General features: G+C 28.6%; 22 protein-coding genes. 5 read left to right on the forward strand and 17 right to left on the reverse strand.

Annotation, left to right across the window (positions count from 1 at the left end; all coding sequences use genetic code 11):
* Positions 1-7: 7 nt before the first annotated feature.
* From aroA to pheS, 3 genes are read right to left on the reverse strand one after another with little or no spacing between them, the layout of a single operon-like run.
* Positions 8-1,285, reverse strand: coding sequence for a 3-phosphoshikimate 1-carboxyvinyltransferase (gene aroA, locus ASKIR_RS01360; protein WP_066352764.1), 1,278 nt, complete (start codon positions 1,283-1,285; stop codon positions 8-10).
* A gap of 10 nt (positions 1,286-1,295) precedes the next feature.
* Positions 1,296-3,617, reverse strand: a complete 2,322-nt coding sequence (pheT, locus tag ASKIR_RS01365; RefSeq protein WP_066352757.1) for a phenylalanine--tRNA ligase subunit beta — start codon at positions 3,615-3,617, stop codon at positions 1,296-1,298.
* Positions 3,614-4,606 carry a phenylalanine--tRNA ligase subunit alpha gene (gene pheS, locus ASKIR_RS01370; protein ID WP_066352755.1) on the reverse strand — a complete coding sequence of 331 codons (993 nt, stop codon included), beginning with the start codon at positions 4,604-4,606 and terminating at the stop codon, positions 3,614-3,616. The genes pheT and pheS overlap by 4 nt, the downstream gene beginning before the upstream one ends.
* Before the next feature lie 107 nt (positions 4,607-4,713).
* Here pheS and ASKIR_RS01375 point away from each other — a divergent pair, with 107 nt between their 5' ends.
* Both ASKIR_RS01375 and ASKIR_RS01380 read left to right on the forward strand, forming a co-directional pair.
* Positions 4,714-5,058, forward strand: a complete 345-nt coding sequence (locus ASKIR_RS01375; protein WP_066162773.1) for a histidine triad nucleotide-binding protein — start codon at positions 4,714-4,716, stop codon at positions 5,056-5,058.
* 19 nt (positions 5,059-5,077) lie between these two features.
* Positions 5,078-5,815, forward strand: a complete 738-nt coding sequence (locus tag ASKIR_RS01380; RefSeq protein ID WP_066352753.1) for a TIGR04219 family outer membrane beta-barrel protein — start codon at positions 5,078-5,080, stop codon at positions 5,813-5,815.
* 25 nt (positions 5,816-5,840) lie between these two features.
* On the opposite strand, the gene accA is transcribed toward ASKIR_RS01380, so the two are convergent.
* The 7 genes from accA to queC form a co-directional block, all read right to left on the reverse strand.
* Entirely contained in the window at positions 5,841-6,776 is a 936-nt protein-coding gene (gene accA / locus ASKIR_RS01385) for an acetyl-CoA carboxylase carboxyl transferase subunit alpha (protein WP_066352751.1), read from the reverse strand.
* A gap of 41 nt (positions 6,777-6,817) precedes the next feature.
* A complete protein-coding gene (locus ASKIR_RS01390) occupies positions 6,818-8,077 on the reverse strand; it encodes a beta-ketoacyl-ACP synthase II (RefSeq protein ID WP_066352748.1) in 1,260 nt (419 codons plus the stop codon).
* Between the two features lie 108 nt (positions 8,078-8,185).
* The gene (gene acpP / locus ASKIR_RS01395) at positions 8,186-8,416 is read right to left on the reverse strand and encodes an acyl carrier protein (RefSeq protein WP_066162759.1); all 231 of its coding nucleotides are present in this window, start codon (positions 8,414-8,416) and stop codon (positions 8,186-8,188) included.
* A gap of 91 nt (positions 8,417-8,507) precedes the next feature.
* Positions 8,508-9,251 (reverse strand): 3-oxoacyl-ACP reductase FabG, encoded by a 744-nt coding sequence (gene fabG, locus ASKIR_RS01400; protein WP_066162757.1) that lies wholly within the window; start codon positions 9,249-9,251, stop codon positions 8,508-8,510.
* Positions 9,252-9,308: 57 nt separating this feature from the next.
* Entirely contained in the window at positions 9,309-10,073 is a 765-nt protein-coding gene (locus ASKIR_RS01405) for a 7-carboxy-7-deazaguanine synthase QueE (protein ID WP_066352745.1), read from the reverse strand.
* Positions 10,060-10,587 carry a 6-carboxytetrahydropterin synthase gene (locus tag ASKIR_RS01410; protein ID WP_066352742.1) on the reverse strand — a complete coding sequence of 176 codons (528 nt, stop codon included), beginning with the start codon at positions 10,585-10,587 and terminating at the stop codon, positions 10,060-10,062. The genes ASKIR_RS01405 and ASKIR_RS01410 overlap by 14 nt, the downstream gene beginning before the upstream one ends.
* Positions 10,588-11,274 (reverse strand): 7-cyano-7-deazaguanine synthase QueC, encoded by a 687-nt coding sequence (gene queC, locus ASKIR_RS01415; protein WP_066352737.1) that lies wholly within the window; start codon positions 11,272-11,274, stop codon positions 10,588-10,590.
* 108 nt (positions 11,275-11,382) lie between these two features.
* Between queC and ASKIR_RS01420 the strand changes: the two genes are divergently transcribed.
* Both ASKIR_RS01420 and ASKIR_RS01425 read left to right on the forward strand, forming a co-directional pair.
* A complete protein-coding gene (locus tag ASKIR_RS01420; protein WP_066162747.1) occupies positions 11,383-11,787 on the forward strand; it encodes a hypothetical protein in 405 nt (134 codons plus the stop codon).
* Positions 11,787-12,458 carry a 16S rRNA (uracil(1498)-N(3))-methyltransferase gene (locus ASKIR_RS01425; RefSeq protein WP_066352734.1) on the forward strand — a complete coding sequence of 224 codons (672 nt, stop codon included), beginning with the start codon at positions 11,787-11,789 and terminating at the stop codon, positions 12,456-12,458. Before ASKIR_RS01420 ends, ASKIR_RS01425 begins: the two co-directional genes overlap by 1 nt.
* Positions 12,459-12,485: 27 nt before the next feature.
* Here the strand turns inward: ASKIR_RS01425 and ASKIR_RS01430 are convergent, their stop codons facing one another.
* From ASKIR_RS01430 to argB, 6 genes are all read right to left on the reverse strand, one after another.
* Complete coding sequence (locus ASKIR_RS01430) at positions 12,486-12,881, reverse strand: hypothetical protein (RefSeq protein ID WP_066162742.1); 396 nt, start codon at positions 12,879-12,881, stop codon at positions 12,486-12,488.
* Between the two features lie 29 nt (positions 12,882-12,910).
* On the reverse strand, positions 12,911-13,939 hold the full coding sequence (locus ASKIR_RS01435) for a c-type cytochrome (RefSeq protein ID WP_066352731.1): 1,029 nt from the start codon (positions 13,937-13,939) through the stop codon (positions 12,911-12,913).
* A gap of 3 nt (positions 13,940-13,942) precedes the next feature.
* Positions 13,943-15,187 carry a cytochrome b gene (locus ASKIR_RS01440; RefSeq protein ID WP_066352730.1) on the reverse strand — a complete coding sequence of 415 codons (1,245 nt, stop codon included), beginning with the start codon at positions 15,185-15,187 and terminating at the stop codon, positions 13,943-13,945.
* A 10-nt stretch (positions 15,188-15,197) separates the two neighbouring features.
* Positions 15,198-15,698 carry a Rieske 2Fe-2S domain-containing protein gene (locus ASKIR_RS01445; RefSeq protein WP_066162731.1) on the reverse strand — a complete coding sequence of 167 codons (501 nt, stop codon included), beginning with the start codon at positions 15,696-15,698 and terminating at the stop codon, positions 15,198-15,200.
* Between the two features lie 152 nt (positions 15,699-15,850).
* Positions 15,851-17,332 (reverse strand): threonine synthase, encoded by a 1,482-nt coding sequence (thrC, locus tag ASKIR_RS01450; RefSeq protein WP_066352727.1) that lies wholly within the window; start codon positions 17,330-17,332, stop codon positions 15,851-15,853.
* A 13-nt stretch (positions 17,333-17,345) separates the two neighbouring features.
* Positions 17,346-18,245 (reverse strand): acetylglutamate kinase, encoded by a 900-nt coding sequence (gene argB, locus ASKIR_RS01455; RefSeq protein ID WP_066352720.1) that lies wholly within the window; start codon positions 18,243-18,245, stop codon positions 17,346-17,348.
* A 79-nt stretch (positions 18,246-18,324) separates the two neighbouring features.
* On the opposite strand from argB, the gene ASKIR_RS01460 reads away from it, so the two are divergent.
* On the forward strand, positions 18,325-21,054 hold the full coding sequence (locus tag ASKIR_RS01460; RefSeq protein WP_066352718.1) for a RecB-like helicase: 2,730 nt from the start codon (positions 18,325-18,327) through the stop codon (positions 21,052-21,054).
* Positions 21,055-21,114: 60 nt separating this feature from the next.
* Here the strand turns inward: ASKIR_RS01460 and ASKIR_RS01465 are convergent, their stop codons facing one another.
* A complete protein-coding gene (locus tag ASKIR_RS01465; RefSeq protein ID WP_066162718.1) occupies positions 21,115-21,798 on the reverse strand; it encodes a F0F1 ATP synthase subunit A in 684 nt (227 codons plus the stop codon).
* Between the last annotated feature and the right edge of the window lie 23 nt (positions 21,799-21,821).

Here is a 21,821-nt window from a genome sequence, read left to right on the forward strand (position 1 = left end):
TTTATCCTTAGTATAAAGAGTCTAAAATCTCTTTAAAATTTGGGAATGAAGCATTTATGCACTCTATATCTTCTATATTCATTCCACAAACAAGTCCAGCAATAGCAAAACTCATAGCAATTCTATGATCTCCAAATGAGTCAATTGTTGCAGCTTTAAGTTCTCCTCCAACAATCTCATAACCATCTTCAAACTCTGTATAATTTACACCACAAAGAGCTAAATTATCAACTACAGCTTTTATTCTATCACTCTCTTTTACTCTTAACTCTTTTGCATTTTTTACAAGCGATTTACCATTTGCTAAACTCATTGCAATGCTAAGCGCTGGAAGTTCATCTATAAGCCAAGATATCTTTTGGCTTACTTCAACACCATTTAACTCATTTCCAATTACTTCAATATCCCCAATTGGTTCATAAATATTCTCTTTTTCAATATAATTTACTATTGCACCCATTCTTTTTAAAACTTCATAAGCCTCAATTCTTGTTGGATTTAAAGATACATTTTTTATTACAACTCTTGAATTTTTATTAATAGCAGCTGCAACTGCAAAGAAAAATCCACTTGATGGATCTGCAGGTACTGTTATATTCAAAGGTTTTAAATAGTTAGTTAAAGGTTTTATATTAATAAATCCTTCACTATCAGTAAAAATTTCAGCTCCCATACCTTTTAACATTCTCTCAGTATGATCTCTTGTTAATTCATTCTCTTTATAACGACTTACATTAGTAGCTCTTAAAGCTGCTAAAATCATAGCTGATTTAACTTGAGCTGAATCAACTGGAGAAGAGTAAGTAAACGGTTGAAGATTTTTTTCACCTCTAATAAATAGTGGTGCTTTATTACCATTCTCTCTTCCATCAATTTTTGCTCCAATGCTTCTTAGTGGATCAGCAACTCTTTTCATAGGTCTGCTTCTTAAATATTTATCTCCACTTAAAACAAAACTTCCCTCTACGCTTGCTAATAGACCACAAAATAGTCTCATAGCTGTTCCAGAGTTCCCACAATCAAGTACATCATCAGGTTCACTTAGTTTTTTTACAGGAGTAATTTCGATGCTGCTTCCATCTTGAACAATTTTTGCACCAAGTTGCTCTACAATTTTTAAGGTGTGTAGAGTATCTTCAGCTAAAAGATAGTTTTTTACATACGAAGTTTTATCAGAAAAAAGTGAAAACATCGCACATCTGTGTGATATTGATTTATCACTTGCTATATTGTCTATAACTACATTAAAAGGCTTTGATAATCTATTGATACAAAAATTTTTCACTTTTTATTCCTTATCTTAAAGTAATATTTAATTTCTCTTTTAAAATATCTAAAATTGAGTTCATAACACCATTTATATCATCATCTTCAAGTGTTTTATCATCACTTTGAAGAGTAAATCTTATTGTTAAACTCTCAAACTCTCCTAGCTTCTCATCACTATAAATATCTATTAAATTAAACTGTTTAATTAGTGGATTATTCAAAGATTTAATAACATCTTTTATTAATTTAAATTCCATATTTTTTGGTGCAATTATGCTTAAATCTTTTCTTGAAGTTTGAAATTTTGAGTATGAAGATACTTTTATTATTTCATTTTTTATTGCATCAAAATCAATTTGTGCAAAAAAAGTATCACTTAAATCATAATCAGTTGCAACACTTGGATGAAGTTTTGATATAAATCCAACAACTTTTTCATCAATTACAATATTTGCACTTTGATATGGATGAATAAATTTATTATCAATATTTGTCATAGTTTCAAGCTCAAACTCACCAACACTATTTAAAACTTTTTTAGCAAATGAAAAGAAGTCAATGTTTTTTGGTTTACCAGCATTTAAAACAGACTCTTGTTCAGCTGCTCCACTAAATATAAATGCAACTTTTTTACTCTCAACTCTATTCTCATCAAAAATAGTTCCAATTTCAAAAAAACTTGCACTTCTAGCACCAGTTTTAAAATTATTTGAACAAGCTTCTACTAAATTTAAAAGAAGAGTTGTTCTATAAGTATTTAACTCTTTTACAATTGGATTTATGAGTTCTAGCTCATCTTTTACAGTTTTAAAACCATATTTTAACAAGCTCTCTTTAGATGTAAATACATAAGTTAAAGTCTCAAAAAAACCATTTTCAATAGCTTTGTATCTAATTTTATTTTTCTTTAAAATATCTTTTGAAGTCTTATTTACTCTGTTAACTTCATCAATTGCTAAAGGTTTTGATTTAATATTATCAATACCAATCATTCTAATAACCTCTTCAGCAATATCTGCAATATTTTTAATATCGTGTCTATATAAAGGAACTTTTACTAAAACAAGATTGTCTACAGAGTCCTTAATCTCAAATCCTAAAGATGATAAAACTCTCTCAATCTCTAATTTATCTATATCTTGCCCAATTATAGAGTTTATTTTTTTTATATTAGTACTAATTGTTGTTTTCTCGAAATCATCTAAAAACTCTTTAGAACCAGCATAAATTGTAACTCCAAATTTAGCTAAATAGTCGCAATAATAATCCATTGCTAACTCAATATCTGGATTACTTCCTCTTGAAGTTTTATAAAAAACATCGCCTGTTTTTATCTTTTTGTCAAATACAAGTTTAGAGATATAATCAGGATTTTGATAAGATGCTTCAATTAAAAAATCTCCACTGCAATCTTTTATATCTTTGTGTTCAACACCAATTGTACTAAGCTCAATCTCATTAGCATATAAACTATCAAAACCATTTTTATTTTTTTTGATTTCAAATGAGTACAAATCATTTTTAACTTTTGCATCTTTACTATTATATACATTTAAAATTGCACCAATAGAGTGACTTGCATACTCTAATGAATTTTTCATCTCAAAGTTTTCTTTATACTTTGATATTGTTGCAACTCTTAAATTTGATAGTAGATCTAACTTAAGAGTTTTTATCTCAATACCTTTATAAATAAGATTAGAGTCTATTTTAGAAACATCTATAGAGAATTTTTGACCTATACTTAAACCTTCAAAATTTGATTGTTTTTCAAAAATATTTAGTGGAATATTATAATATGCACTAAGTTCTCTTGCAACTCCAAGAATACTTAGACAATCACCTCTGTTTGGAGTAAGACCAATCTCAATTACATCATCATTTATAAGTGGATAATCTTTTAACTCTTTTCCTAAAACTAACTCTCCAATTGAGTTATCTAAAACCATTATTCCATCATTTAATTTTGGAAGACCAAGTTCTGTTGAAGAGCATATCATTCCATTTGATTCAACACCTCTTAGTTTTGCTGCTTTTATTTTAAAATCATCACCAAGAACTGCACCAACTGTTGCAACAGCAACAAATTGATTCTCATCTACATTTGAAGCTCCACAAACTATTTGCTCAACTTTTGAACCTATATCAACTTGACAAATATTTAATTTATCTGCATCAGGATGTTTCTCTTTTTTTATAACTTTTCCAACAACAACTTTAGAAGCAACACTTCTTTTTTCAACGCTATCAACCTCTAAACCAATACTATTTAAAGTTTTACATATCTCATCAGTGCTAATTTTTGAGATATTAACAAACTCTTCTAACCATTTTTTTGTAACTATCATTTAAATTGTCCTAATAATCTTGTATCGCTTTCAAATAGTGATCTTAAATCTCCAATATTATGAATTAGCATAGCAAATCTCTCAATTCCTAAACCAAATGCATATCCTGATTTATCTTTATAGTTAACAGCATCAAAAACATTTTGATCTACAACTCCACAACCTAAAACTTCAAGCCAACCAGTTTGTGAACATACACGGCAACCACTACCTTTACAAAATACGCAAGATATATCAACTTCAGCACTAGGCTCTGTAAATGGGAAATATGATGGTCTAAATCTAACTTCAACCTCTCCAAACATATGTTGTAAAAATTCAACCATAACATGTTTTAAATTTGCAAATGAAATTTTATCAGCATCATCTACAACCAATCCCTCTATTTGATGAAACATTGGAGTGTGAGTTATATCAAAATCTCTTCTAAAAACAGTTCCTGGAGCTATCATTCTAATTGGAGATTTTTGACTTAACATTGTTCTTATTTGAACAGGTGAAGTGTGAGTTCTTAATAGTGTATAATCTTTATTATAAAATGTATCAGCCATATCTCTTGCTGGATGATATTCAGGGAGATTTAAAGCTTGGAAGTTATGAAAATCATCTTCAACCAAAGGACCCTCTTCAACAGCAAAATTTAGATTTAAAAAGTAGTTTATAATTCTATTCATAGTTTCAGAAACAGGATGAACAGAGCCTGAACTAATAGTGTTGTTAAATTTTGTTACATCTATTTTTTCAAGTTCCAATTTTTTATTTAAAAGTTCAAACTCTAATAACTCTTTTTTGCTATCTAAAGCATTTGTTACTTGCTCTTTTTGAAGATTTAGGTTTTGGGCAAAACTTTTTTTCTCTTCATTTGGAATATCCTTCATCTTTGCAAATTCCAAAGTAAGAACACCTTTTTTACCTAAAAGCTCAACTCTAACAGATTCTAACTCTTCAATACTCTTTGAAGACTCAATTTTTTTTATCCAAAGTTCCAATTTTTTTCCTATTCAAATAATCTATAATTTTCTTATAAGCTTGCGATTGTATCTAAAAATTTATTAGAGTTTGGTTATAATCTTAAGGTCTATTTTAAGGAGAGTATATGTGTATTTTTTGCAAAATTGTTAATAAAGAGATACCAAGTAGTGTTGTTTTAGAAGATGATAACTTTTTAGCTTTTCATGATATAAACCCTACTAGAAAAATTCATGTTTTAGTTATTCCCAAAGCTCACTATGAATCATTTGAAGATGTGCCACCAGAAATTATGTGTGATTTAACTATTTTTATAAAAAAAGTTACAAAGAGTTTAAATATTTCAAAAAGTGGTTATAGAATGATTACAAATATTGGGATTGATGGTGGTCAAGAGGTTCCTCACTTACATTTTCACATAATTGGCGGTGAAAAAGTTGGAAGATTAGTTAGAGATAAAAACGATTTATAAATTTATATAAGGAAAAAAGATGAAAAGAGTTTTAAAAGTAGCAGCTATTAGCTCAACTTTACTGTTAAGTGTTGCAAATGCAGATTTTTTAAGAGCTGAAGTTGGAGCTGGTGCTTGGTTTTCAAAATCAAGTGGTAATATAAAAGCAGATAGTTCAGGTTTGTCTGGAATTGACTCATCAAAAGAGAAAACAAAAACAAATATGTATGCGTGGGCTTTGTTTAAGCACTTTGTACCAGTAGTTCCAAACTTAAAAGTAGAGTATTCAAAAGTTGAGAGTATTGGTTTAGCAACTGGAAGTTTTAGTGGATATACAACTTCAGGAGAGTCTTCAAATTTAATGATGAAACAGTTAGATGTTATTCCATACTATAATCTTTTGGATAACACTTTTTGGATTACTTTAGATGTTGGAGTTGATATAAAAATTATTGATGCAGAGTATAGTGTTAATGGTAAACCAGCTAGTAAAATTTCAAAAACTATTCCACTTCCAATGGGATATGCAAGAGCTAGAGTTGAGGTTCCATTCAGTGGTATTGGAATTGAAGCAGATGCTAAATATATAAAATATAGTGATAATTTAGCTTATGATGTAAAAGCTAAAATAGATTATACATTTGATATAACGCCTTTAATTAAACCAGCTATTGAGATAGGGTATAGAGTACAAAAAGTTGAAGTAGATAGACTTTCAGATTTAAAAACAGATTTAGATTTTAAAGGTATTTATGCAGGATTAATGCTTAGATTTTAAGCATAAAAAAGAGTAGATATAAAATCTACTCTTCAAATGAACCAAGATTCATAATTTTTTGATATTTTCTCTCTTGTCTCTCTTTTGGTGATAGCTTTTTAAGCTCTTCAACTGAACTTAAAAAATACTCTTTTAAAGCCATAATAGCCTCATCTTTTTTTCTATGAGCACCAATTAAAGGCTCATTTACAACATCATCTATTAAATTTTGTTGTTTTAAATTATCTGAAGTAATTCTTAAAGCCTGAGCTGCTGTTTCAACTTTTGATGGATCATTCCATAATATTGCACTACACCCTTCAGGTGAGATAACTGCATAAACAGAGTATCTCATCATAGCTAATTTATCAGCAACAGAAATAGCTAATGCTCCACCACTACCACCTTCTCCAATTACAACTGAAACAGTTGGAGTAGTTAAATTTGCAAATTCAAAAAGATTTTTAGCAATTGCTTCACTTTGATTTCTCTCTTCAGCTCCAAGACCTGGATATGCACCTGGAGTGTCAACTAGCATCAAAATTGGAACTTGAAACTTCTCTGCCATTAAAGCAGCTCTTAGAGCTTTTCTATATCCCTCAGGACTAGGCATACCAAAGTTTCTTTTTAACTTTTCTTTAGTTCCTCTACCTTTTTGTTCACCGATAATTAAAACTTTTTGATTATCAATAAATCCAAAATAGCAAACAATTGCATGATCATCAACATAGTGTCTATCTCCATGAACTTCATAAGCATCTGTTAAAAGTCCATTTATATAATCAAGAGCATATGGTCTATCAGGATGCCTTGCAAGTTGAAGTTTTTGGTAGTCATTTAAATTTTTAAAAGTCTTTTCAACCTCTTTTTCAAGTTTTTTTTCTAAAATCTCAATAGCAGGTTCATCAGCTTTTGTTCTAGCGATTACTATCTCCTCTTCGATTTTTCTAATTTTTTCTTCAAATTCCAGATATGTTGCCAATATTTTTTCCTTAAAAAAGTGTCTACTTTTAAATTTTTATTTTACTTTGTAAACTTTTTAAAAATTACAGAAGCATTTGTTCCACCAAAACCAAAGTTATTTGACATAACAGTAGTTAACTCAACTTTTCTAGCTACATTTGGTACAACATCTAAATCACATTCAGGATCTTGGTTTTCAACATTTATAGTTGGAGGAATAATCCCTTCATTTAATGCTTTTATTGTCATAATTGCTTCAATCGCTCCAGCTGCACCTAAGCAGTGACCAATTTGTCCTTTAATTGAAGATACAAGTGGACTTTTCTCTTTTCCACCAAATAGCTCTTTTATTGCTGCTGTTTCATTTTTATCCCCAACAGGAGTTGAAGTTCCATGAGTATTAATATAGTCTATTTTTGGATATTCTCCGCTGTTTGCTTTTACCATCTCAAATGCAGCTTGCATAGCTCTTAAAGGACCATCAATAACAGGTGAAGTTATATGATTTGCATCACCACTCTCTCCAAATCCAATAATTTCACAATATATTTTTGCACCTCTTTGTAGTGCACTATCAAGTGATTCAATAACTAATGCACCAGCACCTTCTCCCATAACAAAACCATCTCTACCAGTATCAAACGGTCTTGAAGATTTTTTAGGTTCATCATTTCTTGTAGATAGTGCTTTCATAGCAGCAAATCCACCAACTCCAGCTCCACAAACTGCACTTTCAGCTCCAACAACTAATATTCTATCAGCACCATTTAATGCAATTGTTTTATAAGCATCACAAATTGCATGAGTTGATGCAGCACAAGCTGTAACATGTCCTAAAGATGGACCTTTTAAGTTATGTTCAATAGATATAAATCCACTTAACATATTAGCTAATGAAGATGGTATAAAAAATGGAGATATTTTTCTTGAACCTCTTGTGTCACAAATTGTAGAATTTTTTTGAATTGTACTTAAACCACCAATTCCAGAACCTGAAATTATTCCAAATCTATTTGCTATAGATTCATCTACTTTTTTGTTTTCACTAGTAACAAAACCACTATCAATCATAGCTTCAAGAGCAGCTTTAATACCTAGTTGAATAAATCTATCAGCTTTTTTTACCTCTTTTTTATCCATTACAGTTTCAGGATCAAAGTTTTTAACCTCTCCTGCAATTTGTACTGTAAAATCACTTGCATCAAATAGTGTTATTGTGTCAATACCACAAACACCATTTTTTATAGCTTCAAAAGACTCATTTACACTGTGTCCTGTAGAATTTATAGTACCAAGTCCTGTAATTACAACTCTCTTCATAAAATATGCTCCATTTTTTGATTTTAAATTATTCAATCTTTTAAGTTTAAAAAACTCAATAATAAAAAAATGAAAGATTTCTCTTTCATCTTCCTAACAACGCAAAAATTATGCGTTGTTTTCGATGTATGCTATTGCATCACCAACAGTTAAAATTTTCTCAGCTTCTTCATCTGGAATTTCGATATCGAATTTCTCTTCAAGAGCCATTACAAGTTCTACTACATCTAGTGAATCTGCTCCTAAATCTTCAATGAATTTTGAATCCTCTTTAACCTCTGCTGGATCGCAATCTAATTGCTCAACAACAACTGCTTTTACATCATCAATTAATGCCATTTTTTATTCCTTTTTTAAAATTGTCCCAAAATTATACCAAAAAAGTTTAAAAAAACTTTTAAAACAGAAAAATAAGTTCAAATAAAATATTTTAAACGTATAAACCACCATTTACTTTTAATATTTCACCTGTGATATATGATGAGTGATCACTTAGTAAAAATGCTACCGCATCTGCAATTTCACTTGGATTTCCAAATCTTGAAAGAGGAATATTTTTTTCATACTCTGCTTTTACTTCAGCTTTTAATAAATCTGTCATATCTGTTTGAATAAATCCAGGAGTTATTGCATTGTATCTTATATTTCTACTAGCTGCCTCTTTTGCAAATGATTTAGTCATTGCATTTAATCCACCTTTTGAAGCTGAATAGTTTGTTTGACCAGCATTTCCCATCTCTCCTACAATTGAAGATATATTCACAACAGCACCAAATCTTTTTTTACCCATAACTTTTAAAGACTCTCTACACCCTATAAAAGCTGAAGTAAGATTTGCATCAATTACAGATGTAAAATCTTCAACACTCATTCTAAGAGCTAATTTATCTTTTGTAATTCCAGCATTATTTACTAAGTATGCTAGTTCACCATCGCTATCAATAATAGTTTTTATAGCATTTACAAACTCATCTTCAATACTAACATCAGCTTTTATAATTGCTGCTGTTCCACCAGCTTTTTCAATAGCCTCTTTTACAGCTTCAGCTTCTTCAATTTTACTTCTATAATTTATCCAAACTTTTAAACCATAGCTTGCTAAATTCTTTGCAATTTGGGCACCTATACCTTTGCTTGCACCTGTTATTAAAACATTTTTTCCACTAAATTTCATATTTTTATCCTTTTAATTTTTTACATAATCGATTATTATAACAATATTTAGTTTATATTAAACTCCTCTTTTATTATCCCACAATCTAATATGTAATCTATCTGAATATTTAAATCCATATTTAATTGCAAGATTTACAACATTTTTTGAATTTTTATCAATGGCTTTAGAACTATCACCAAGTGGCATTAAATATACTTCACACTTTGGAATATCTTTTAAAATATCCTCTATCTCATCTATTGCTTTTTCTAAAAAATCATCTCCAATAACAAATTTCAAATAAGACTCTTTTGTATTTGTTAAAATTTTTGTTAATGTAGATTTATTAACTCTTTTCTTTAAAGGTTCTAAAGAGTTGCTTAGTTTTACACTCATTGAAAATATAATTTTTTTTTGATAATCCTCTTTGAAATCTATATTTAAAGATCCATTTGTCTCAATTGTAACTCTTTGATTTTTATTAATATAATGTTTTATCAGATTTTGAAACTCTTGATTATTCCAATATAAAAGTGGCTCACCGCCTGTAATTACTACATCAACACTATTTTTATAACTATAATTTTCAAGAAGTTTATTAGTAACATTTACTATATCAAGATGATTTTCATAACTTTTCCAACTATCTTTAAACTCCATATCAACAGCATAGTATGAGTCACAAGCACACTTTTTAACTCCACTTGGAGTTTCATATAAAACATTAAATCCAACACATTTAAAATTACATTTTCCAAATCTAATAAATATTGAAGGAGAGCCAATTAATTTTCCCTCTCCTTGAATAGTTGGTCCAAAAATCTCATTAACTTCTAGCATAAAATGTACTTTTACTCTTTGGAGTTTCCAAAAACTCTATTTTTGAAACTTTTATATTTAATTTATCCATTTTATTCTGAACAATTTTTAGCAACCAAGCTGAAATATTTTCACTTGTTGGAACAAAATCAACAATAATATAACTCTCATAAAGCTCTAATAATTCATTTTTAAAATTTGTTAAATCTACTGTTTTGTAGCCTTCTTTAAAACTTATTAAATCTTTTTTATCTATATTTGGAAGTAGAGTTTTAAATAGTGGATCATTTATATCTATTATAAACTTATGATCAATAACATCATCTAAAAATTTTTTAAACCAATTTAAGTGTTTAAAATCTGTAACCATTCCACTTTTTAGATTATCAGACTTTAAATATACAATTGCTTTTCCTTGGTGTCCATGAAGATGCCTACACATTAAACAGCTATCAAGTGAGAATTCAACATTTAAAGCTTGAGACCAAACTCTATGACCATAACAAAAGTCAAACTCTTTTGAAATTTCCCACATTTAACTCTCCTTGTATGGTATTAAATCTTTTTGATTTGCCTCTTTAAATCCATTTAATCGAAGCCTACAAGAGTCACAAACTCCACAAGCTTTATCTTCTTCTTTGTAGCAAGACCAAGTAAGTTCTAGTGGAACATTTAATTTTATAGCTTCTTCTACAATTTGAGCTTTACTTAAATGAACAAGAGGAGTTATTATCTCTATTTTTGTATCCTCTTTTGTCCCTTCATTTATAGCATTTTGCATTTTTTGAATAAAACTATCACTACAATCTGGATAACCAGAACTATCCTCTTGCACAACTCCAATATACATGGCACTTGCTTCTTCTTTTTCAGCAATTGCACTTGCGATACTTAAAAAAATACCATTTCTAAATGGAACATAAGTAATTGGAACAACACCTTTTTCAATCCCATCTACTGGTACATCTATTGTTTTATCAGTTAAAGCACTAGCTCCAATTTGAGAAAAAAATGGAATATCAATCTCATATTTATTTAAAACATTTAACTCTTTACAAATATCTCTAAATGCCTTTAATTCTCTATCTTGAGTTCTTTGTCCATAATTAAAATGAACTGCAATTAAATCATAATTACTGTTTTTTGCTATATAAGAGCTAAGTGTTGAGTCCATTCCTCCACTTAAAATTACAACTGCTTTTTTCTTTAAATTATTATTCATATATTAAAAAATCCTTTTATTTCTAAAAAATGTATGAAGTATTGGAAATATAAACTTATTATAAGTTGGATATAATAGCAAAAATTTTTAAAAGTGAGATAAACCTATATGGAATTGATGCAAAGTGCAATTACAACACATATTTATGCGATATATATTTTTTTAGGAATAATGTTATTTAATTTATACTCTGTTATGACAAAAAAAGATTTTATATCTTTGGCAAAAAAATTAAAATTTATGACACCAATATATCATTTGAGCAATGCAATTGTAATTTACACAGGAACAATAGTTGCTTTTTATGCTCATCATTTTAGTGTTACAATTGCTTTAATGATTCCAGCTTCAATCTTTTTGCTTGTAATTGAGATAAAAAGATATAAGAAACAAAGGGTTATAAAAGTTGCAGATATAAAACTTCAAGAAGATTTTTATATTTATGCAAAGAAGATTTATATTATTGAAATTGCAGTTTTATTAGCTGTCTATACTATTAGCAAAGTATTTTAATGCAGTTTGTTTATGATAAATCTTCTAAAAATGAGATCTTAGAGCTAGTTGATGAAAACTACAACTATATAATAAAAGCAAGAAGACATAAAATAGGTGATGAGATATATTTTAGAAACTTAGAAGATGATTTTATATATTTGTATAAAATTGTAGAGTTAAATAAAAAAAGTGCAACTTTAACTTTAGTAAATAGTGAAAAAAAAGTTATAGAAAATAGCAGAAAACTCCACTTAGTTTGGTGTGTTGTTGATCCAAAAACAGTTGAAAAAAGCATAGCTTCACTAAATGAAATAGGTGTTGATAAGATAACTTTTGTATATAGTGATTTTTCTCAGAAGAATTTTAAAATAAATATTGAAAAATTAAATAAAATATTAATTAACTCATCAAGTCAATGTGGTAGAAGTAGTATTGTAAAACTTGAAATCTCTAAAACACTAGATAGTTTTTTAAGACAAAATCCAAAATCATATATTCTTGATTTCTCAAATAACTTTATAGATGATAAAAAAGATGAGATAGATACTTTAGTTATTGGTTGTGAAGGTGGATTTTCAAAAAGAGAAAAAAGTAATTTTAATAAAGATTTTGTTGTAGGTTTTAATTCTAATTTGATTTTAAGATCAGAAACTGCAATTGTAAGCGCAACATCAAAAATATTGTTATAAAAGAGTATCTCTACTCTTTTATAATTTTTACCAATTTCTAACTATTGAGTGACAGTTAGAACATGCATTTAGCATATCTGAATAAGAGTTTGCAGCTTTAATATAAGCTTTATTTTTTAAACTCTCTTCAAGTTCAACAACATCTAAAGCAATTCTTTTTGATGCATTTTCTGCAATATTTACCATATGTTTTTTGTTTTCTGGTAGATACTTAGCAATTAATTTTTTATCAGAAAAAAGGTCATTTCCCTCTTTTACAAGTTTATTTCCCTCTTTAATTAAATCAAGATTATTATTTAAAAAACCTTTTTGAATTAGGTTCATACCTTTTTCCATAACTGACATTGATTTTTGCATTGGATCACTAGCATTTAAAAATGTAGTAACAAAAGTCGCAATAAATAGTAGTTTTAATAATTTCATTTACTCTCTCCTAATTTAGAAGGATGTTCTTAATGAACATCTCTCCATAGTTTTGCTTTCCATAAGAATGCAATAATTGCAAAAATTACAAAATAGATTAAAAATTTAGGTCCTAACTCTTCTCTTTCTGCTTTTTTAGATGCACCAATCTCTTCCATATACTTAATAACTTGATCTTGAGCCTCTTGTGTTAAACCAACTCTTGGCATTGCTGTACCTTCAAGTAGTTTTTGAGGATCATTGATAAATTTACCTAAATAATCAGGTCCTCTACTAATTATATATTGAGATAAATCAGGAGGAAGTTTTCCCATATAGTTTTTAATATTTTCATCTGGTGTAAATGCACTCATAGTTCCATTTTGCATATCAGCATATTTTAAACCATGACATCTTTGACAAGAATCAACAAAAACCTCTTTGTTTGTCATCTCTTTTGGAGCAATTGATTGTAAATATGCAACCATATCAGCAATCTCTTGAGAACTCATCCAGTCATATCCTGGCATTGGATGAACTTTTCCATCTTCAAATTTATGTGAAACTTTAGATGCAAGTGCTGGATTTTTGATAAATCCTACTAAAAACTCTTTTGTATAAATTTTTCCAGAGCTTCCTAAATCAGGAGTTGCAACACCATAAGCTGCTGCTGTTGTTGCATTATCCATAATTTGAGGGAAACCTTGAGATTCAATACTATGACAAGCTGTACAGTTTGAAGTTACAAGAATTTGACCATTTGCAACATCTCCTTTTGCTTCAATAGCCTCTTTGCTACTTGCCCAAAATTCATTTATTGTTTTCTCAAATTCAATAGCTTTTGCTAAATCAGCTTTTGCACCATTTATAGCTTTTTCGTCTCCACCTTTAACAGCTTCATCTAAAGCTTTTTGAGCTTTTTCTATTGACTCTTTTGAAGTCTGTGCATCTGCTTGAACTAAATCAAAATTAGGATTTGATACAGCTGGATGCATTTGTGAGTGAGCAAAAGGCTCAACTCCCCAGTAAGTAATAAGAGTTAATACTACTACTACTGCTAATATTTTTAATTCTCTCATGTCTTATCCTCTTCTTTTTTGATCTAGTTTTGTAATTACTGGAAGTAGAATAAACAGTAATATAAATATAACAGCTGCGAAGAATCCTACCCATGCATTAGCACCTGTTGGAGGAAGTTTTCCATAAACTGTTAATACAATTAAATCTGCAACTAAAATCCAGAACCAAATGAAGAATAGTGGTCTTTTGTGAGCTGGTAAAATTTTATTATCTCTATCTAACCAAGGAAGTACAAAGAAAATACCATTTGCAAATGCAAATGCAATTAAACCAAGGTCAAATGCTTTAATTCCAGCAATATCAAAGAAGAATCCTCTTAAAACTTCATACGACCATAAGAAATACCACTCTGGATAGATATGAGCTGGTGTTACCATTGGATCAGCTGGATCAAAGTTTACTGGATCCATTGCAAAGCTATAGTGGAAGAATACTAAGTAGAAGTAGAATATTAAGAATACTCCAAGAACTGCTAAATCTTTTGATATAAAGATTGGCCAGAAAGGAATAACTTTTGACTCTTTTTTATTTCCAGCTAAATATTTTTCAGCTTCAGCATCAAAATCAATCTCATCAGATGATTGATTATTTACGTGAGGAATTCTTAGTGTATAGAAGTGTAAACCAATTAAACCCATAATAACTATTGGTAATAAGAATACATGTAACATAAAGAATCTTGTAAGTGTTGCATCAGCAACATTAAAGTCTCCTCTAATCCAAACAACTAGTGCATCTCCAATAACAGGAACTCCACCAAATAAGTTTGTAATAACCATAGCAGCCCAATAAGACATTTGTCCCCAAGGAAGCATATATCCAGAGAATCCAGCAGCACTAAATGTAACAAATAGTAGCATTCCTGAAATCCAAATCATCTCTCTACCTTGTTTATATGAACCGTAGTAGATACCTGTAAGCATATGAATATATATAAGTAGAAATACAACAGAAGCTGCAACACCATGAATATGTCTAAATAGCCAACCAAAAGCAACTTCTTGCATAATTGTATAGTTTACTGAATCAAATGCTAAATTGATGTCAGGCTTGTAGTACATCATTAAGAATAATCCAGAAACAACTAAAATAGTAAATGTAGTAGCTAATAAAACTCCCATTGCCCATAAGAAGTTAATATCTTTTGGAATCCAATACTCAGTCATCATAACTTTGTTAATAGCTTTTACATTTAATCTTTGGTCTAACCACTCACCAACAGAGTTAGCTTTTTCAAATTTTGCCATCTATTGCTCCTTATGCCATCATCGCTTCAGCGATTTTTTTATATTCAGGTCCTTCATTTCCAAGAACTAAAGTATTTCCCTCAACTTCAAATGGTGGTAAATCAAGTGGTCTTGGTGGTGGTCCAAAAGTTTGTTGTCCACTTGCATTAAACACTCCACCATGACATGCACATTTCCACTCATTTTTTTTCCATGCAGGAATACATCCAAGATGAGTACAAAGACCTATAGCAACAGTAAATCTATCATTTCCTACTACTAAATCTCTTTTATTATCTTCCATATCTGCAGTTTTTTTCAAAACAAAGATAGGTTTCCCTCTCCAAGTAAATGTTTCTGGTTCTCCTGCTTTTAATGCACTCAAATCAATTTTTGTGAATCCACCAGCTAAAACGCTAGGAAGTGGATCCCACACCTTTTTCATACCATAAAGAGACGCGGCTCCACCCACTGCAGCAACTGCTACAAATGAGTAACCAATAAAATCTCGTCTATTTGTATTGTTAGACATATTTGGCTTCCTTTTTTTAAAATTAGAATCAGGCTAGATTTTAGTATAAAGAATCTTAAGAGTTATTGATTTGTATCAAAATTTTAAATGAAAGATTAACGAAATGTGTAGAAAAGTAAGATTATTTTATTTTTTATAATTATTAGAAAATCTTATGATTTTCTAATAAACTTTATTATTTCAGATTCAATATTCTCTTTATTTATTACTAAAGAGTGATTTATTTTGGCATTAAAAAGATTTTTAATAGATTGAGGTAAATTAGCACCAAATTTTGTACTAATCTCTTCTAAGGCCTCTTTATCACTATATTTATGAGAGTCTTGCTTTAAAGCATTTAAAACCGTTGGTGAAAATTTTGTCCACTCTGCTGTTGAGTATATTACAGTTTTTAGTGGTTTTTCTCTTAGGTCATTGTAAGCTTTTATACAAGTTGCTGTATGAGGATCCATTAAATATCCAGCATCTAAAAACTCTTTTATAGTTTTGTTACCAAATGAATCATTACTAAAAGTAGCACTAAAATATTTTTGTAGCTCTTTTGTCTCATTTTGAGTCATTGTAAATATATTATTTTTATTTAAATCTTCCATTAACTCTTTTGTTCTCAAGCTACCAAATAGATCAAAAATTACTCTTTCTATGTTTGAAGATTTTAAGATATCCATAGCTGGAGATTTTGTAAGTTTTAGAGCTTTATCTCTGATATCATAAATACCTGTGTTTATCCATTGTGTTAAAATATTATTTTCATTTGATGCAACTAAAAGTTTCTCTATACAAAGCCCCATTTTTTGTGCATAGTATGCTCCAAGAACATTTCCAAAATTACCACTTGGAACTACTAAATAAATTTTTTCACCATTTTTAATAGCATTTTGACGAATAAGTTCTAAATATGACCAGAAGTGATAGATTATTTGAAAAATAATTCTTCCAAAATTAACACTATTTGCAGCACTTAATTTAATATCATCTTTTTCCAACTCTGCTTTAAAACTACTTGAAGCTAAAAGAGATTTTAGAGCATTCTGTGCATCATCAAAGTTTCCTTTTATTCCTAAAACTTTTAGATTTTCTCCATCTTCACAAACCATTTGAAGCCTTTGAACATCAGAAGTTCCTCCATCTGGATATAGACAAACAACTTGAATATTCTTTTTATTTCTAAAAGTATTTAAAGCAGCTGGTCCTGTATCTCCAGATGTTGCTGCTAGTATTAGGTAGTTTTCACCTCTTTTTTGTGCAATAGAGCTAAAAATACTTCCAAAAGGTTGAAGTGCCATATCTTTAAAAGCCCTTGTTGGACCATGATACTGTTCATTTACATATAAATCATCTTTAACTTTTACAACAGGACTTGGATTTAAAGGATTATCAAAATTATCATATAAATCAAGTGCTTTTTGTATTTCACTATCATCAATATCTATTTCAAAAGCTTTTAAAATATCAAATGCAAGCTCTTTATAGCTTTTGTTTAAGTGATTTTCAATAAAATTTTTATCTAATTTTGGTAAATCTTTTGGTACATAAAGTCCTCCAAAAGAGCTACTTGGATTTAAAATAGCTTCACTAAAACTAACTTCTAGTGGTTTTACTCCATCATTTCCTCTAGTCTCTATAAAATTCATTACTCTATTCCTTTTAATTATCTAACAATTTTTTAATATCTACGCCATTATTTGGATTATCAACTCTAATAAACTGTGTTCCTATTCCATCACTTGTAAATAGTTCAAGTAATATTGAGTGCTCAACTCTACCATCTATAATATGTGCTTTATTTACACCATTATGAATAGCCTCTATACAAGAATCAACCTTTGGAATCATTCCACCTGCAATTGTTCCATCTTTTTTAAATATCTCAACACTTTGCTTATCTAAAGTTTGTATTAGCTCACCACTTTTATTTAAAACACCAATAGTATCTGTTAAAAATATTACTTTTTGAGCTTTAACTGCCATTGCAATTTTACAAGCAGCTACATCGGCATTTATATTATATCCAGGGTGATTTGGCTCATCACTATTTGCTATTGGAGCAATTACTGGAATAAACCCCTCATTTATTAGTTTAAAAAGCATTTCACCATTAACTGAAGTTATATCTCCAGTGTATCCTAAAGCTCCATTATCTTTTGCAACAGCACTAATAAGATTTGAATCTTTTCCTGATATTCCAATTGCTTTTGCACCGTGATAGTTTAATAGCGAAGAGATATTTTTATTTATCTCTCCACTTAAAACCATCTCAACAACTCTCATGCTATCTTTACAAGTAACTCTATATCCATCTTTAAAAGATGATGGAATTTCAAGTTTTGTTAAAAGCTCTGTAATTCTTGCTCCTCCACCGTGAACAACAATAGGTTTTATTCCTAAAAGTGTTAATAAAACAATATCTTGTGCAAATTTATCTTTTAAATCATCACTTGTTTGTGCACTTCCACCATATTTAATTACAACAACTTTTCCATAAAATTTTTTAAAGTATGGAATAGCATCAATTAGAGTTTGAACTTTTTGATTTGATTGAGCCAATTTTTACTCCTTAGAGATTTTAAAGCTTTGATTATATCTTAAAATCGCTTTTAAAAAAGAATTATAGTAAAATCTATTTATGGAAAAATATTTAGCATTAAAAGCAAGTGCAGGAAGTGGAAAAACTTTTGCACTAACTGTTCGATACATTACACTACTTTTATTGGGTGCAAAACCAAATGAGATTTTAACTTTGACTTTTACAAATAAAGCTGCAGCTGAAATGAGTCAAAGAGTTTTAAATACTTTGCAAACTTTAGGAGATGACAAATCTTATTTAGGTGAGATTTCAAGAGTTTCAAACTTGAGTGAAGATGAGATTTTAAGTAAAAAAAGCAATCTATTAAATCTATTTTCAAACTCTAGTTTAAGTATATATACAATTGATAAATTTGTAAATAAGATTTTAAAAGAGTTTGGTGGTTATGCTGGAGTTAGTGATGATTTTGAGATTTTAAGTGATGATGAGGAGCTTTTAGGTTATAACTTTTTAAACTCTTTAGATGAGAGTAGTTTTAAAGATTTGGTTGATTTTTCACTATATGAGGGTAAAAAATTTAACTCTTTATTTACTTTGTTTAAAAGCTTAATAGAAAAAAATGAAGAGTTTGATACTTTAGATATTGATGCCTCTTTAATTGATTTACTAAAAGATGAGATTTTAAAATGCTCTTTTAAAATAAAAGAGCATTTTTTAAATTGTAGTGAAGCTAGTAGTAGTGCAATAAAGGCAGTTGATTTTACAAACTTTGAAGAGCTATTTTTAAAAACTTGGATACAAAAAGATAGTTTATTTGATTACTCGTATTTTAAAAAGTGTGCAAATGAGACTATAAATAATGAGTTTTTAAATTTAAAAGAGCTTTTCTTTAAATATTACAAAGTAAGAGCTAGTTATAGCTTAAGTAAAATTTTTAAACTTTTTAATAAGTTTAAAGAGTTTAAATTTGAATTTAATAAAAGAAAAAACTACTATGAATTTAACGATATTTCAAATATGGTTTATATGCTTTTAAATTCAAAAATAGATAGAGACTTTTTATATTTTAGACTCGATAGTAGCTATAATCACATATTAATAGATGAGTTTCAAGATACATCAATTTTGCAATATAAAATATTAAAACCACTAATAGAAGAGATAATTTCAGGAAGTAGCGAAAAATTTAAGACATTTTTTTATGTTGGAGATCCAAAACAGAGTATTTATAGATTTAGAGGTGGAAATAAAGAGCTTTTTGATTATGTATTAAAACAAAATAGTCAAATATCTTTAAATAGTTTAAATACAAACTATAGATCAAACAAAGTTGTAGTTGATTTTGTAAACTCTGTTTTTACAAAATTGGATAACTTTGATTATGAAGTTCAAAATAGTATAAAAGATGGTGGCTTTGTTGAGGTTATTGAAGATGATAGTTTAGAACTTGATGATAAATTTTTAAATATATCAAAAAAGATTGAAGAACTTTTAGATAGTGGAATAAATCAAAGTGATATTGCAATTTTATGTTATACAAATAGTGATGTTTTAAATCTATATTACTATTTAAAAAAGGTTTTACCAAATATAAAAATAAGTACAGATATGAGTTCAAAACTTATAAATGCACAAAATGTAAAAGCAGTAATAAACTTAATAAAATATCTCTATTTTAAAGAGGAGATTTACAAAGAGAATTTTAATGCAATTATTGGGAAAAATATTAATAGCTCTTTGGATACAAATTTTGAATTTAAAGAAAAGAGTGTTGAAGAGATTATTTTTTTCCTAGCAAACTCTTTTGAGTTGTTAGATGATAATGTAGTAAAACTAATGCAAGATACAACTAAATTCAAAAATATAGTTGAATTTATTTATGGAATTGACAAGCTTGAAAGTAGTATTGAAAATAGTGAAAATAGTGGAGTACAAATATTAACAATCTTTAAATCAAAAGGTTTAGAGTTTCAAACTGTTATTTTACTAGATAGAATAAAAAGAAAAAATCATGATAGAAGTTCATTTTTATTTAGTTATAAAAATATGCAAATAGATAAAGTTTTTTATAAAATTGCTGGTTTAGAGAGTTTTGATAAAGAGTATGAAAAGGCTTTAGAAAAAGAGAAAAGTCTATCTTTGGATGATGAAAAAAATGTTTTATATGTAGCATTAACTAGAGCTAAATCAAATTTAATTGTATTTAAGAAAACAAAATCATCTGTATTTGATATTTTAAATTTAAAATCTTACAAAGATGGAACTTTAGAAAAAAGTAGCGAGAAAAAAGTTGATAAAAGTGTTGAAAAAATAGAGTATTCTGCTTTATTTCTTGGTAAACAAGAGCAAAAAATTAAAGTGGATTTAAATTTAGGAGATGATTATTTAAAAGCAAAATATTTAGGATTGGCAACTCACTACACTTTAGAGATGATGAATGATTTTACAAAAGATGATTTAGATTACTCATTACAACTATCAAAAAGTAGATATTTAACTTACTTATCTATAGAAGATTTTAAAATTATTGAAAAAAGAGTTGAGCTTTTAATACAAAATAGTCAATTTTTGAACTTAGTAAATAACTCTTTAAAAGTTCACGAACAATCTTTAATGTACAAAAATGAGTTAAAAATAGTAGATTTATTATTATATAAAGATGGTTTTTACACAATTATAGATTATAAAACTACGAGTGATATTTTATCAAGTCATAAAATACAAGTAAACTATTATAAAAAGGCTATTAGTGATATTTTTAAGACAGAAAATGTAAAAGCTTATTTAGTATACTTAAAAGAGAGTGGTATAGATTTAATAGAGGTTTAATTGCATAAAAAAAGGTAAGATAGAAACTATCTTACCTTTTTTGTAGACTAAGAAAAAATCTTAGTGCTCTTCTTCCATCATAATAGATCCAGCTATATAAACATAAGTTAGGATACTAAAAATAAATGCTTGTAAAACACCCATTATTGTTAAAAGGAAGAAACCAGAGATTGGCACTATCCATGGAGTAAGCATTAATAGAACCATTAAGAACATATCATCTCCTCTTACAGAACCAAATAACCTGAAAGATAGAGAAACAATTCTTGAGAAGTGAGAAATAATCTCAATTGGGAACATTAAAGGAGCTAATATTGGCATAGGTCCCATAAAGTGTTTAAAATAGTTTACAAAACCATTTTTCTTAATCCCCAAATAGTTGTAATAAACAAAAACAATTAAAGCCAAAGCAGCTGTAAAGTTAATGTTACTTGTAGGAGCTTCAAATCCTGGGATTACTCCAATCATATTACTAACAAAGATGATTAATGCTAAAGAACCAATTAGTGGCATATAAATTCTTGCATTTTTATCTCCCATAGAGTCTCTACCCATAGCAACAATACCACCAACAAATGCTTCCATAACATTTTGACTACCAGTTGGAACTAATTGAAGTTTTCTAGTAGCAAATCTTGAAACTCCAAATACAATTAGAATAACTAAAACAAAGTGAGATAAAATTATCCACACTTGGTCGTGTCCACCGATAGAACCTAAAAATGTAAACAGTCTTCCTTCCATTTTTTTCCTTTTTTCTTTTCTAC

Source organism: Aliarcobacter skirrowii CCUG 10374, from assembly GCF_003544835.1.
Taxonomy (GTDB): domain Bacteria; phylum Campylobacterota; class Campylobacteria; order Campylobacterales; family Arcobacteraceae; genus Aliarcobacter; species Aliarcobacter skirrowii.